Origin of the sequence: Fundicoccus ignavus (assembly GCF_009659375.1) — a bacterium.
Taxonomy (GTDB): Bacteria; Bacillota; Bacilli; order Lactobacillales; family Aerococcaceae; genus Fundicoccus; species Fundicoccus ignavus.
The window spans coordinates 81,856-95,908 of the sequence record NZ_WJQT01000011.1; the positions used below are offsets into that span (position 1 = coordinate 81,856).

Below are 14,053 nucleotides of genomic sequence, written 5' to 3' on the forward strand. Positions count from 1 at the left end.
TTTGAAAATCCTCCCTATTAACTATGTTTTTTTATTAATTCTTGATACCAATAATAGCTATCTTTTTTATAACGGGTTAACTTAGCCGTTGCATCATCTTCTTCACGATCAATATAAACGAAACCGTAACGTTTTTGATAACCATTCAGCCAAGAAAGTAAGTCAGTAAATGACCATGTACAGTAACCAATGACTTCAGAACCTTCAGCGATCGCTTCACCAATCGCATCCACATGGCTACTTAAGTAATCAATGCGGTAGTCATCATGAATTTGCTTGTCTTCTGTAAGTTTGTCATACTCACCTAAACCATTTTCCGTAATCATGACCGGAATATCGTAACGGTTCGTAATACGCTTAATTCCTAATTTCAAGCCTTGAGGATCGATTTCCCAATCCCAGTTTGTACGCTCAACAAATGGATTTTGAACACGTTTAAAGAAACCAGGGACACCCGCTTCTTCAGAAGAGCCTTTTTCGCCCGTTGTGTTCATTTTACCGATTGATACGCCATCTTCTGGGTTATATGCGGCAGTGTTTGTTTGGTAATAGTTAATACCTAAAAAGTCTGGACGGCTATTCGCTAGAACTTCATGATCTTCAGGACGAATATCAATTGTTACATCTAACTTCTCAAGCCCTTTCAAAACAGTTTTCGGGTATTTACCATTGATATAAACATCCATCCAGAAGCTACTGTTAAATGCTTCATAGTTTTCTGCTGCAATCACATTCTCAGGTTTTGAATCGATTGAATATGCTGGGTTATAAGCAAAACTTGGTCCGATTTTTCCAGTCATACCCATTGCTCTAAATTTCTTAATCGTTAAAGCATTAGCTAAGTTAGCAATATGGTTGGCATTGTACATGCGTTGGTAATTGCTAACTTTCGGTGGATGAACCGCTTGCACATAACCTAAAGTCATAAAAATGTTTTGCTCATTTAAAGTTACCCAGTATTTAACACGGTCACCAAAGGCTTCAAATAAGACTGCAGCGTAGTTTACGAAATCTTCAATAATTTCACGTGATTCCCAACCTGCATATTCATCTTGTAAGACTTGTGGTAAATCCCAGTGATAAATTGTCACAACAGGTTCGATGTTATGTGCAATTAGCTCATCGATTAAATTTGAGTAGAACTCAATACCAGCTTGATTTACTTCACCACGTCCGTTAGGTAGAATACGTGTCCAAGCAATTGAAAAACGATAAGCTTTTAAGCCTAAGTCTGCCATTAATTGAACGTCTTCTTTGTAACGGTTGTAATGATCAACGGCTAAATTCCCGTTCGTTTCTTTAAATGTTGTTCCAGGAATACGTACGTATTTATCCCAGATTGATTCACTTTTACCATCTTTGTCCCAGGCTCCTTCTACTTGGTAAGCAGCAGATGCTGATCCCCATAAGAAGTTATTAGGAAATATTCTCTCTGACATAGTCTGTCCTTTCTTTGTTTGAATAATGAATTAATTGATCCAATTGAGCCATCATACGACTCTCTAATTTCTTGCGAAATAGTGGTGTTAATAGTTTATTGTTTAACTTCGTGAAAAAGCCCATATCTAGATATTCTTCACGATACGTTACTTCAATTTCGTCTGCTGTATGTGGTTCAATTAAATACTCGATCACATTAGTACCTCTTGAAGAATTAAGGAGGATACGGTAATGGTGAGGTGCAGTCATTTTCTCCACCTCAACCATTACACTATGTTGGTTCTTTGTACCGAAATTTTTGGTAAATTTCAGCCCAGGCTTCAAGTCACCGCTTCTCAGCAATGTTTTTGTATTTCTTTCATAGTCATTTTTAAAAGAAGCTTTTAAAAATTCGAACACCGATTCAGCATTTGCTTGATATACCTTTGATACTTCCATAATCTTCCTTCACCTTTTCTTTAAGCTGTTGCTAATTTTTTGTAAAGATCAATCATCTCACGAACTAAATCAATAAACGTAATCGCGTTCATTAAGTGGTCTTGGCCGTGAATTAATAATAATGAAATTTCTACGGACTCACCTTGCGCTTCATTCGTTAACAAACTTGTTTGCGAACGGTGCGCTGTTACTAACGATTCGTTAGCTTGGTCTAGTAAAGCTGCGGCTTCTTCAAAGTCTCCTTCCTTAGCTGCTTGTAAAGCTTCAACTGCTTTACCTTTTGCGTCGCCACCATACATGATTAAACCCATGATTGCTTCTAAATTGTTTGGTTCGCTCATCATTAATCTCCTATCATAGAAAGGGCTTGAGATAATACTTTTTCTCCGTCCATTCTTCCGTAATCTACCATGGCAATATCGCTAATTAGAATTTCTGGTTCGAATTTTGCTTTAAGTTGCTTCACGACAAATTTTACTTGTGGGCCTACTAAGATTGCTTGGATGTTGTTGTTTTTAACATTTTCATCCACTTCAGATAAAGATACTGCCCAGATTTTTGCTTCAACACCTTGTGCTTCAGCTGCTTTTTGCATTTTTGTGACTAACATACTAGTAGACATACCAGCGTTACAAACTAACATAATTTCTTTCATTATAATTACTCCCTTATCTTTAATTTTTATTATTAATAAACATATATTTGAAATGTTCAAAAGTCGGATTGGCTAGCAATTCAGCTTGTATATCCGGTCTTTGAACGAAATCGACGAAATAATCCGTCACTAAGTTCAAGTCTTTATTCGCTAACTTCGATGGCGACATTAAAATGACAAATTTCACCTCAGGGTGTTCAGCATCCCATTGCATTCCTTCGGGAACCAAGCCCACCACCACTTCGCTATTAATACCAAGGGGCGTCGAAGGATGAGGAAAAGCCACACTTTCCGAGAAAGCTAACGTGCCATAATATTCCCGCAACTCAATATGTTGCATGAAATCATCGACAAAACCAGCATTATCGTTATCACTCAAGCGCTGAATCATATCACGCAGGACATCCACTCGATTGTGTTTTCCTTCCAATAAGACAAACCTCACAGGGTCAAAATACTTCTCAAAAATCTGTTCCAACTTAGATGAGTTTTCTTGTTTGGGTTTTGTGTTCACAGAGCGTTTAGCTTCTGATTTAATATGGCGATCAATTTCTGAAATATTCTCATCCGTTAGAAATACACTGACATTCACAACCGGTACGTTGAAAAATGTGTTTGAGATTTCTAGAGTAGAAATGATTAAGTCAACATCCTCTAACAAACGATCCGACAATTGATAGTAACTAATCACATCGATAATCTGGATACTTTTACCAAACTCATTTTCAAGGCGGTTGCGTAACATTTGTGCGCTACCTAAGCCAGTCGCACAAATCACGATGACTTTCAATTGATGACTTTGATAACTTCTTTCAATCGCAGCTAATAAATGCAAGGTAATATAGGCCCACTCATGGTCATCAACTTTATATTGAGCTAAGAGCGGCATATGTTGGAAATACTCTTTCGTAATACGGAAAACCTCTGGATAATTCACTTTGATTTCTTTTAACAAAGGGTTCTTAAGTGGAATGCCCATCTTCAAACGCGTCATTAATGGCTCAAAATGAGCATTTAATCCCATCAACAATTTAGCATCTAATTTAAAACGTAACTCTCCCGATTGATCAATTTCCAATAATGTCTCCATTACTTGTAACTGCATATCGTTTGCTTGGTCATCCCACTGTTGATCATCCGTTGCGGGTTGATTTGAGCGTGACTTCAAATGTAAACCGATATACATGGACTCATCTTCAGGAAACTTAATATCGACTGCCGCTTCAATTCTTTGAATAATCTTATCGGCAATGACCATCTCACGTGTCAAATCAACGCCACCAGAAACTGGCGATGTCTCTAAGACGTTGCCCGCATTAATGCGAATAATCGCAAGGGCCAAATGAATGACCAAGTTTTGCATCACATAATCCGATAATTGAATTGAACCATTACGACATTCTTCCAACACAATAATCGACAAGGTTTCAACCGTAAAGCCTTCTTCTCTTTCATCAATTCGGTTCAATTTCATGAAATGGTTCATTGTATCTGAGCCAAAGAAGTATTTCAGAATAAAACGGCGCTTTTCAATTTCTGCTCCGTGTACTTGAATCCCTTCGTTGGTATCATTCTTTAATGTCAGTTCGTATTTACTAAGTTGTTCACGCACACTTTGTAGTAAATGCATGATAGTCGAACGACTTACTAACAATTCCTTCGCAAATTCCATTACGGTTAGTTTTTGGTTTTCGAGAAATATTTTGCTTAAGAGATAGCGTTCGCGGTCTTCCGTCTGGGTAATCCCATAAACATCTGTCAGTTTACTCTGCTCTTTTCTCATTTCATCCAAGAAGTGATTAAATTTAGTCGCATCCTGAATTACTAAGCGATAACCATAACCTTTCTTGATTTCAATTTCGGCACCATGTTGAGTGACGATTTCTTCACTCAAATGAATGTATTTGCGAGCGGTGCGATCCGAGCTGTCTAAGTGCTCACCAATTTGATTGCTTGAAAGAAATTCTCCTAGATGATTATACAAATGCTGAATCACTTGAGCTTCTTTATGAGGAATTGGTGTATGTTCACTCATTAATGATCCACCTGCTTTTCATGGCCACTTCTTAGCAGTCTGAAAGTATCGTTAGGTTTTATGTAAGCTAACAAAGGTAAATCAGTTGGTTTAATCCAGCCGACAATATTGGTTTTATCGCTTACTTCAAAGTCTTTTAACGCAATTTGTAACTCACCTTTATAACGACCATATTCATTATTGTCGATAAGTATATCACCGCGCTTAACTGCCTTTGACTGTTCACGCGCTGGAAAATCTTCTTCATGATAAACAACACGAGTCATTGTCGAGCGTAAAACATATTCTGAAATATCATTGCGGTAATGATGATCGAAAGCTAACACTTTTGCTTCCGCTTCAGTTAAATCATCTAATGTTTCGATGTCTAATAATTTTTCTGAAGATAAAACTGTCATTAAATCAGCTAATTCTTCGTCACTGACAAATTGGTTGGAAATAATGACATCATCAATCAAGTTTTGATAGATGTATTCTTTCAGCTGACTAGTAGACGCCATATCACGATGGTTTTCTAATGTCGGTAAACCTTCAGAAACTGGCCAAGGTCCTTCACTGGCACTTGTAGCTGAAATAAAGGCTGCTGTTAAAATCTCATTATCTTTATAGGTTTGTGTAGTTTCAACAAAGTGCGGATACGACAGGCCCGTAAAGCGTTTCGGATAGAAATTATGGCAGCCGATAATATTATCTTTTCTAGCACCATTTTTTAGAAGATATTCTAAAAGTTGGTTCGCTTGGCTGATGTTAAGCTCTATTTTGAAATGGTGTGGATTATTAATCACTTCAATCATCGCCTGGGTTTCAAGTGGTTCATCCAATCGTAAGCCGTCTAAACCAAAGGATTTACCTGCCGTCACTAATTGATTTTGCCAACCTAATTGTTGAATCAATTGTTGATTAATGTCAGCGACTACAAAGAGATTCTTGCTGCGGCACAATTGGATAATGGCTTGATATTTCGCCATCATTGCGTCGTCCGTCGTATCTAATTGAAGTAAGCTCAGGAATACACGTCGGAACGGATAGCGTGTCAATCTTTCAATATATTCGGTCATCGTCTCAAGTGAATGTGCATCTGGATAGAGTGAAAAACCTAAATTCATTGAATTGCCTCCTTCTTAAAAACCATTGTTCTGGATTAGTTCTTTGAACCAGTGACCAGATTTCTTGATTGTACGCTTTTGTGATTCAAGGTCTAATTCAACTAAACCATAACGATTTTTATAAGCGTTCAGCCATGACCAACAATCAATAAACGTCCATAACATATAACCATGACAGTTAGCGCCATCTTCAATTGCACGGTGTAATTCTTTTAGGTGATCTTGGATAAATTCAATACGGTAATCATCTTGAATTGCACCATCTACTTTGAACTTCTCTTCGCCTTCAACACCCATACCGTTTTCAGTTAAAATCCAATCGATATTATCGTAGTCTTGTTTAATCATCATCGCGATGTCATAAACACCTGTCTCATAGATTTCCCAACCACGATGTGGGTTAATTTTACGACCTGGCATCACATAATGTTCGAAATAAAAGTCTAAATTCATTGGTTGCTCTGTCGTTTTTGTTGGTGCTTGAACACGTAACGGTTGGTAATAGTTAACCCCTAAGAAATCAACAGTGTTCTCACGAATTATCGCTAACTCTTCCTCTGTATGAGCTGGAATTAAGTCGTGTGCTTTTAAGATGTCAATTAATTCTTCTGGATAGTAACCTTTTACAGAAGGATCTAGAAAACTTTTCGCTTGGAATAATTCCGCAATACGGGCTGCCTTAATATCTCCTGGCTGATCACTTCTTGGATATGCGGGTGTTAAATTCAGAATCACACTAATGTGGTGTTCTGGATTCAAACGGTGACACGCTTCAACCGCTAATGAGCTGGCTAATTGCGTATGATAAGCTACTTGAACTGCAGCTTTTAAATCAACTTTAGCAGGGTAATGGAAATCAGCTAAATAGCCTGCTTCAACTGGAACAATCGGTTCGTTAAACGTAAACCAAGTATCTACTAAATCTCCGAAAAGTTCGAAGCATTTTTCTGCGTAATCACGAAAAGCATAAGCAGTTTCTTTGTTCTCCCAACCACCTTTTGCCTGTAAAGCATAAGGGATATCAAAGTGATATAAGTTAACCATTAGTTTAATACCTTTAGCGTTAATTCTTTTAAAGACATCACGGTAAAACTCAACCGCTTTAGGATTTACTTCCCCGACACCTTCTGGAATTAACCGTGACCATTGAATCGATGGTCTAAAAGTCGTATGTCCTGTTTGTTCTAATAATTCAATATCTTCTTTATAGTTACGGTAAAAAGTTGAAGTACGGTCGGGTCCTACTTGATTGTGGAATTTTTCCGGCGCAATACTGAACCAGTAATCCCAGTTACTCATCCCTTTACCGTCACCCGCTTCAATACCTTCACTTTGAGGGCCTGATGTTGATGTTCCCCATAGGAAGCCCTCTGGAAATTTATACATGTAATAATTCCTCCTTCAAGTTCATCACTCTTTCAACTAACTCTGGTTTAGTTGCTTTAATAGAAGCAATGACTTGCTTAAATTGTGGTAAGTGTGCTTCATGCGCCACTAACATTTCTTGTAATAATTCGCCTGTCACTGCACCATTCTCAATTAATGGATTAAGTAAAAAGGCTTGGTAAGCTAAATCGTAGCTTCCTTCTAAAGCTGCTTGGATAGTTAGTTCTTCCATTGCTTTAATCGTTTGTAAGTAGCCACGTGCGAACACTGGTAAGTCTGGTGTGGTTAAAGGAATGGGTCCTTGTGCTGTAATCACACAAGTTGTCTCCACAATAGCCTCCGCTGGCAATTCTTTTAATGCACCATTATTTTGAGTTGAAACGACGAGTAATTGATGGGTATTATTCTCGATTGCATTGACTAATTCGCAAGCTACCTCACTGTAATATGCACCACCACGTTCTTCTAACGCTTTAGGTTTCGTAACTTGTGATTCATCGGCATAAACCTTGAAGAGTGATTCTTCAACAGCCTTCACTTGTTGTGCACGAATTTCGCCTTTTTCAAATTGCTCAAGCATTTCATCTAACATCTCGTTTTCCATAAAGTAATAACGATGATAATCACATGGCAATAAGCTTAACGACGTTAACAACTCCGTGTTAAAGTTCAGGTTAGCAATATTCTTAACTGTGTACTCATTATCGACTGCTTGACCATAGAGTCCTTGGATCACTTCTTGTGTTCGTTCAACACCTTCGCCATCCCAAACTTGATGGAAATGGAAATGATTGACGCCTTGATGATGTAAACTTACGTTCGCTGTCTCAAGTACTTCACGTGCAGCTCTTTCTTGCCCAACAGGAATATTACATAAGCCAACAGTGCGTTTCCATCCCATTTGACGAATAACCGCTTCGGTAATCATGCCTGCTGGATTGGTGAAATTAATCAACCAAGCATCAGGACATTGCGCTTTCATATCAGCCACAATTCCTTTGAATACTTCAATTGTACGAAACGCTTTCAAAATTCCGCCTGCACCATTTGTCTCTTGACCAATCATGCGATGCGTTAAAGGGATCGCTTCATCCAATAAGCGCGCATCCATTTGTCCAACACGAAACTGTGTTAAGACATAATCTGCGTCCTTTAAAGCAGCAAAACGATCTAATGTCGATGACACACGCCAATCAATCCCTGCTGCTTTTAACATACGTCGAGTAAAATCTTCAATGATTTTTAACTTAGTTGCACCTTCAGGCACATCTACTAACACGATATCCTCAATTGCCAATGTATCTTTGCGGGCAATCAAGCCGCTAATCAATTCTGGACTGTAACTTGATCCGCCACCGATAATTACTAATTTCACGAGACCTCACTCCTTTACTTTCACCTTTATCATAAGACTCAGCCTAAAGCGTGTAAACCTTTTTAAGGTTAAACATCTTCCGTTTTGAAACGGAAAAGTCCTGACCTAACCGACCGAGCTATTAGTATACATCAAATATTTCTTAATATATACAAGAAAAGCAAACCTTACAAAGTCCACCATAATAAGCTTTAACATATTATCTCTATCTGATTTCCATACCCAATCTGCCAAAATACGAAGCGGAAAACTTGGTCGTTTTTTCAAAAGAAAATGACGTCTTTCCTTAATCAAGCGGAAAATCTCACTTACGACATCGATATAGCAAAAACTATTTTGATGGATATTAAACGTCTTTCTTCGATTTATTGTGAATCTTAACAAAGCTTTCACTAATTCAACTCGCCTATTTTGGAGATTTATTAGAGAAAAGCGCCCGATCTGTTTGATTAGAAGCTTCCGTTTTATATAACGGACAATCAGCGCAACTGTTCTGACTATGAGCACAGCGAATTCTTCATTAAAGCCTAGCCGATTGAGCTGGAAATCCACGAACGTCACGATCATCAATGGAGCTTTGCAAGTGACCACCGTCTTGAAAAACAATAAACAAAATCATACGCACTTAGTCAAAGTTATCATTTTATTTGTAAATTTCATCATTATATTGATTCTTTATATTCTAATGTGCTAACTCAAATTTTGAGTCGACACATTAGGTAGGTCAATGTGCCTACTCAAGCTGCCAGTCGACACATTAGAAGCCGTTTCTAACTTTTTAGGTACATTTTCAGTTCATATTCTAATATTTCGCAACTAAACTCCCACTTTTCTGCTGAAAATCACTACTATTTTCGATATTTATTTTTAATTTGCTAACTCAAATTTTGAGTCGACACATTGGGTAGGTCAATGTGCCAACTCAAGTTGCCAGTCGACACATTAGAAGCCGTTTGTGACTTTTTAGGTGCATTTTCAGTTCATATTCTAATATTCCCCAACTAAACTCCCACTTTTCTGCTGAAAATCACTAATATTTTCGATATTTATTTTTAATATGTTAACTCAAAATCTGAGTCGACACATTAGGTAGGTCAATGTGCCAACTCAAGCTGCCAGTCGACACATTAGAAGCCGTTTCTGACTTTTAGCTAAACTAACTCTCGTAGTTCACCGTAGTGGTTTTCCAAAGTGGTAACGATTTATATTATGGACATTCGGCGCAGTTGCTCATCAAATGAATACAACGAATTCTTCATTAGAGCCTAGCCGATTGAGCTAGAAAACCGAGAACGTCACGATTATCAATGGAGCTTTGCAAGCGACCACTGTCTTGGAAAACAATAATCTGAGTGACGTACAAAGCTGGGTAAATAAAAATAAATCATTATACTTGTTATACTAAAAACACACTAGCGCTACCTGACGACTGAGGATATAATCCTGAGTCGTAGATAATACTAGTGTGTATGGTGATGCATATTTTGTAAGAATTAAGCTTTTTTAACAAATTCGGACTTAAGTTTCATCGCACCGAAGCCATCAATACGACAATCAATATCATGCCCATCAGTTGCGTCGAATAATAATTTAATATTCTTCACTTTCGTGCCTTGTTTGATTGCTGTCTTTGAACCTTTTACTGGTAAATCCTTAATGACAACTACTGTGTCGCCATCTTGTAGTTCATTACCATTCGAATCTTTAATTGTAGCTGCCGCTTCAGCTTGTGCTGCTTCCTCTGCTGTCCATTCATGGGCACACATTGGACAAACGAACAAGCCACGATCCTCATATGTATATTCTGCATCACATTGAGGGCAATTAGGTAAGTTCTCCATCAAGTAATCCTCCTATTTAATTTACTAGACAATATTCTATCATATTAAACGAGCCGTAACGACGTCAAAAATTGCCAACTTTATATTGATAATGCTCGATCAAACAAAGCTTAATCCTTTTTCAAGGCTTCAAACTTAGCTTTCATCGTTGGATTGCTTTTAGTAAGTTTCTTTACGGTTAAATCCTCAGCTTTATTATTGGCTAGACGTAAATTATTCTCGGAGGATAATAAGGCATCTTTCGTCTTCTGAAGTTGCGCAATTGTCTTATCAATTCCTTGAATTGCATCATGGAATTTACGACTGGCTAAATCATAATTGCGGGCAAAGCCTTGTTTAAAGGTCTCCAAATCTTCTTCGAAGTTTGTAATATCGATATTCTGCGCACGCATTAGAGCGACTTCTTGCTTGTAAGCTAATGAGTTCATCGCCGCATTGCGTAATAACGTAATGATTGGAATAAAGAATTGCGGACGAATCACATACATCTTTTCATACTCATAAGACACGTCGACGATTCCATTGTTGTACAGTTCATTATCTGCTTCTAACATTGAAACTAGAATCGCATACTCACAATGTTTATCGCGACGATTTTTGTCCAATTGTTTAAAGAAATGTTCATTCTTTTTCTTGGTAGCGGTCTCGTCGCCTTCATTCTTCATTTCGAACATAATTGAAATGATTTCCGTCCCGTTCTCATCAGTCTCACGGTAAATATAATCGCCCTTACTTCCTTTAGATATATCGTTATCTTTTCCAAACGAAGCATTTTGAAAAGCTGTCATACGTAGGCGGTTAAACTCAATTTCACAATGCTGTTCCAAGGTTTCACCTATCATTTTCGTCGACTGTTTAGCCTTGAAGTCTTTATAAAAAGCAATCGTTTCTTCTTTCAGTCGTAACTCATTCTCATACTTATCCTTCAAGCTATTCTTTTCTAGTTCGCTTTCTTTCGTATGTAAATTTAATTCAGCTTTCAATGCTAATAACTCTTGATCCTTCTCAGCTTGAATTTTAGTGACAGCCAATTGTTGAGCGGTCTCGCTCGCATTTAAGCGTGACTCAAGTTCTGCCAACACTTTATCTTTTTCTGACAAAGCTTGTTGTAAAGACAAAGCTTGTTCTTTCTCTTTTTCACGACTGAGACTTTCTAGCTCTGCAATCTTAGCTGCTTGTTTCGAAAGTTGTTCCTTCATATCCGCTTCAACTTTAGATAATTCGATTGCTTTTTCTTGTTGATGCCCCTTAATGACCACCTGTAAATCAGCAATTTCTTTCTCTTTTTCACTTAACTGTTTATCCAAGTGATTTTTCGTTTGCTCTTCTAACAAAGCAACTTGACTGTCATGTTGCGCTTTCGCTTGAGCAAGTTTTTCATGAATTTCTTCATTAAATTCTTTCGTACGCACCTGATTCAAAATATCCGCATAACTCGCTTCATCCACCGTGAACTCTTTGCCACAATGTGGACATTTAATTTCGTTCATAAAAACTTCCTTCCTTATGTAGAATCATATTTTGTTCGTAATACTGGCGATTTGCCTTTCCACATCAATAAATTCTTCATCAATAGTCTAAGTATAATATATCACATTTATCATAATATTGAGGGGAATTTTTACAACAAAGCGATTGCACGTACAGGCGATCCATCACCGTTACTAATTTTCAACGGTAAGCCGTAGAAAGTAAAAGGCACGCCTACAGGCAGTTGATCTAAATTGACTAAACCTGTATAGGTGACAATGCCGTGTGCTAATAAAGCTTTTTCTAAATTTTCGCTGAGGTCGCCTCCCACAAAGGGTGGTCGCGCAAGCAATAGTCGGTCTAAATAGCTTTCGTTAATCGCTTGATTAAATAGTAGGCCTACATCCGACGGCCATACGCCGGATAATTCGACTAATGTCGCGGGACCGAAAAAGCGTGTTAAAGGCATTTCATCTAGATTCGCACCTCCTTGGTGCATATGCGAAAAAGCATCCACATGGGTCCCAGTGTGGCTCCCCATCGATAATTGACGCAATTCCCAACCATTTTCTGATATGGATTGAATCTGTTCGACGCTAACTTTTGGATCACCTGGATAAACCGGCATCCCGTCATATATTGCAGCCGTTAAATCGATAACGTTCATTCTATCTCTCTCCTAACCTGTTATGTCAATATTTAAAAACTCAGCCAAAATCCTATTTAATTATAAACAGCATGAAAATGTTCATAAAGTTCAATTAAGTAAGCGCTTGAATTTTTATTTCTGCCAGGTATAATAATAGTCAGTTGTAACTTTACGGGGGCATAGCTCAGTTGGGAGAGCGCAACACTGGCAGTGTTGAGGTCGTCGGTTCGAGCCCGATTGTCTCCATGGTATAACCTTGCTTTAACGCCTTCGGGCGTTTTTTTGTTACTTATCGAGCGGGATTTGCTCCCCTTTTTGAATCTAATCGGTAATTATTAAACCTAATAACCTCGCAAATTGCACAGCTTGCGCAGACGATACGCGACACCCTTTTAAATCTCCCATCGACACAGCTAGTGTACTAAATTCAGATTGACTGAGATCTACACCCTTCATCGGTGTTTGTTCAAATGTTGCTTCGTTTAAGTCACAGCGTTCAAAGGCAACTTGTTTTAATTTACATTCGAAGAAATCCGTATTTTGCATATGGCTATCTAAAAACTCAACGTGGTCAATTTTCACCTGACTGAAGGTCGAGAAGTTTAGATTGGTTTGTTGGAAACTTATCTGATTTAGATAGGCTTCTGGAAAATGACATCCCACTAGCTTACAGCGACTAAATTCAACGCGACGCATTGAAGCTCCTTCAAACACCACATTCGATAAATCACAATTTTCAAAGCGTACATCCAAAGCATCAAAATGCCCAAAGTTTGTATGAGTAAATTTACAATTTGAGAAAACTACTTGATCCAAATTGATTCTATCAAGCGTTTCATTTTCAAATTCTGCCTCTTCTATTCGACAGTTTTCTAGAATAGAATCTTCTTGCGCAAATAGTGCTTGAAAATCTTTTACTTCTAAATCTGGTGATAATCTTGGATAATCCATTTTCAATTTGAGTCCTCCTTGTTTCCGTTAGTTTACTGATTAATACTAGCATATCTTGAGGAGTTTTTGTAAATGTATAACGGGTGCGTGAAGTGTTAACCTCGTCTGATGGGCTATTGAAAGAAAAATAGAACATCCCAAGCAACCTACTAAGCTTTGAAAGTGACCTTTGTATTGGACAATCATGCCTTTGTTTCAAAAACTGGAGCATGATAGGCAGCGAGTCGTGTTCCAGTTTTCAAAAGTGGAACATGATTCTAATAAGAGAACTAATGCAGTGTCGTGTCCCAAGTTACACGACGATTAAAATAGTACCACAAGGCGTTTAAATCGTGTCGATCTGCAGGTCGACACTCCTTTTGCTCTTCGCTTTTATTGACGAAATTAAGATAGTCTATTTTCTTAACAGCAGAGCTTGCTCTGACTACTTCGCTTTGCTCAAAGTCATAGTTTAGTGATTGAGCTGGAAAAACATGACCGTCAGTGAGGCTTTGAAAGCGACCACCTCCATGGAAAACGATAAGCTGATCGAAGTACAAAGTTTGGTAAATCATTATGAAACTTATAATTCCTTATATTAGACGAATTGCAATAATTATTGCGACAATTTTTTATTTACTCAATTAATGAAGTTTCGTGCATGAATTTTTCTAAAGGTGTTTGATAATTCAGACATTTTCTTGGTCGATTATTCATTAGCCATAAAG

At 37.9% G+C, this 14,053-nt stretch carries 12 protein-coding genes and 1 tRNA gene; 1 reads left to right on the forward strand and 12 read right to left on the reverse strand.

What is annotated here, in order from left to right; genetic code table 11:
• Positions 1 to 17 precede the first annotated feature (17 nt).
• The 11 genes from GF867_RS08620 to GF867_RS08670 form a co-directional block, all read right to left on the reverse strand.
• Positions 18 to 1,439 carry a glycoside hydrolase family 1 protein gene (locus GF867_RS08620; RefSeq protein WP_153832700.1) on the reverse strand — a complete coding sequence of 474 codons (1,422 nt, stop codon included), beginning with the start codon at positions 1,437 to 1,439 and terminating at the stop codon, positions 18 to 20.
• A complete protein-coding gene (locus tag GF867_RS08625) occupies positions 1,417 to 1,878 on the reverse strand; it encodes a DUF3284 domain-containing protein (protein WP_153832701.1) in 462 nt (153 codons plus the stop codon). Before GF867_RS08625 ends, GF867_RS08620 begins: the two co-directional genes overlap by 23 nt.
• A gap of 20 nt (positions 1,879 to 1,898) precedes the next feature.
• Positions 1,899 to 2,219, reverse strand: a complete 321-nt coding sequence (locus GF867_RS08630) for a PTS sugar transporter subunit IIA (RefSeq protein ID WP_153832702.1) — start codon at positions 2,217 to 2,219, stop codon at positions 1,899 to 1,901.
• Between the two features lie 2 nt (positions 2,220 to 2,221).
• A complete protein-coding gene (locus GF867_RS08635; protein ID WP_153832703.1) occupies positions 2,222 to 2,533 on the reverse strand; it encodes a PTS sugar transporter subunit IIB in 312 nt (103 codons plus the stop codon).
• 19 nt (positions 2,534 to 2,552) lie between these two features.
• On the reverse strand, positions 2,553 to 4,568 hold the full coding sequence (locus tag GF867_RS08640; RefSeq protein WP_153832704.1) for a BglG family transcription antiterminator: 2,016 nt from the start codon (positions 4,566 to 4,568) through the stop codon (positions 2,553 to 2,555).
• On the reverse strand, positions 4,568 to 5,674 hold the full coding sequence (locus GF867_RS08645) for a DUF871 domain-containing protein (protein ID WP_153832705.1): 1,107 nt from the start codon (positions 5,672 to 5,674) through the stop codon (positions 4,568 to 4,570). The genes GF867_RS08640 and GF867_RS08645 overlap by 1 nt, the downstream gene beginning before the upstream one ends.
• A gap of 15 nt (positions 5,675 to 5,689) precedes the next feature.
• Positions 5,690 to 7,060 (reverse strand): glycoside hydrolase family 1 protein, encoded by a 1,371-nt coding sequence (locus tag GF867_RS08650; RefSeq protein WP_153832706.1) that lies wholly within the window; start codon positions 7,058 to 7,060, stop codon positions 5,690 to 5,692.
• Entirely contained in the window at positions 7,053 to 8,435 is a 1,383-nt protein-coding gene (locus tag GF867_RS08655; RefSeq protein WP_366927799.1) for a 6-phospho-beta-glucosidase, read from the reverse strand. Before GF867_RS08655 ends, GF867_RS08650 begins: the two co-directional genes overlap by 8 nt.
• Before the next feature lie 1,493 nt (positions 8,436 to 9,928).
• Positions 9,929 to 10,276: a zinc ribbon domain-containing protein YjdM gene (locus tag GF867_RS08660; RefSeq protein WP_153832707.1), complete on the reverse strand. Its 348-nt coding sequence runs from the start codon at positions 10,274 to 10,276 to the stop codon at positions 9,929 to 9,931.
• Positions 10,277 to 10,386: 110 nt separating this feature from the next.
• Positions 10,387 to 11,766: a DUF2130 domain-containing protein gene (locus GF867_RS08665; protein ID WP_153832708.1), complete on the reverse strand. Its 1,380-nt coding sequence runs from the start codon at positions 11,764 to 11,766 to the stop codon at positions 10,387 to 10,389.
• Positions 11,767 to 11,897: 131 nt separating this feature from the next.
• The gene (locus GF867_RS08670) at positions 11,898 to 12,413 is read right to left on the reverse strand and encodes a cyclase family protein (protein ID WP_153832709.1); all 516 of its coding nucleotides are present in this window, start codon (positions 12,411 to 12,413) and stop codon (positions 11,898 to 11,900) included.
• A 155-nt stretch (positions 12,414 to 12,568) separates the two neighbouring features.
• Here GF867_RS08670 and GF867_RS08675 point away from each other — a divergent pair.
• A tRNA-Ala gene (locus GF867_RS08675) sits at positions 12,569 to 12,641 on the forward strand.
• Between the two features lie 75 nt (positions 12,642 to 12,716).
• On the opposite strand, the gene GF867_RS08680 is transcribed toward GF867_RS08675, so the two are convergent.
• Positions 12,717 to 13,346 carry a pentapeptide repeat-containing protein gene (locus GF867_RS08680; protein WP_153832718.1) on the reverse strand — a complete coding sequence of 210 codons (630 nt, stop codon included), beginning with the start codon at positions 13,344 to 13,346 and terminating at the stop codon, positions 12,717 to 12,719.
• Positions 13,347 to 14,053 lie beyond the last annotated feature (707 nt).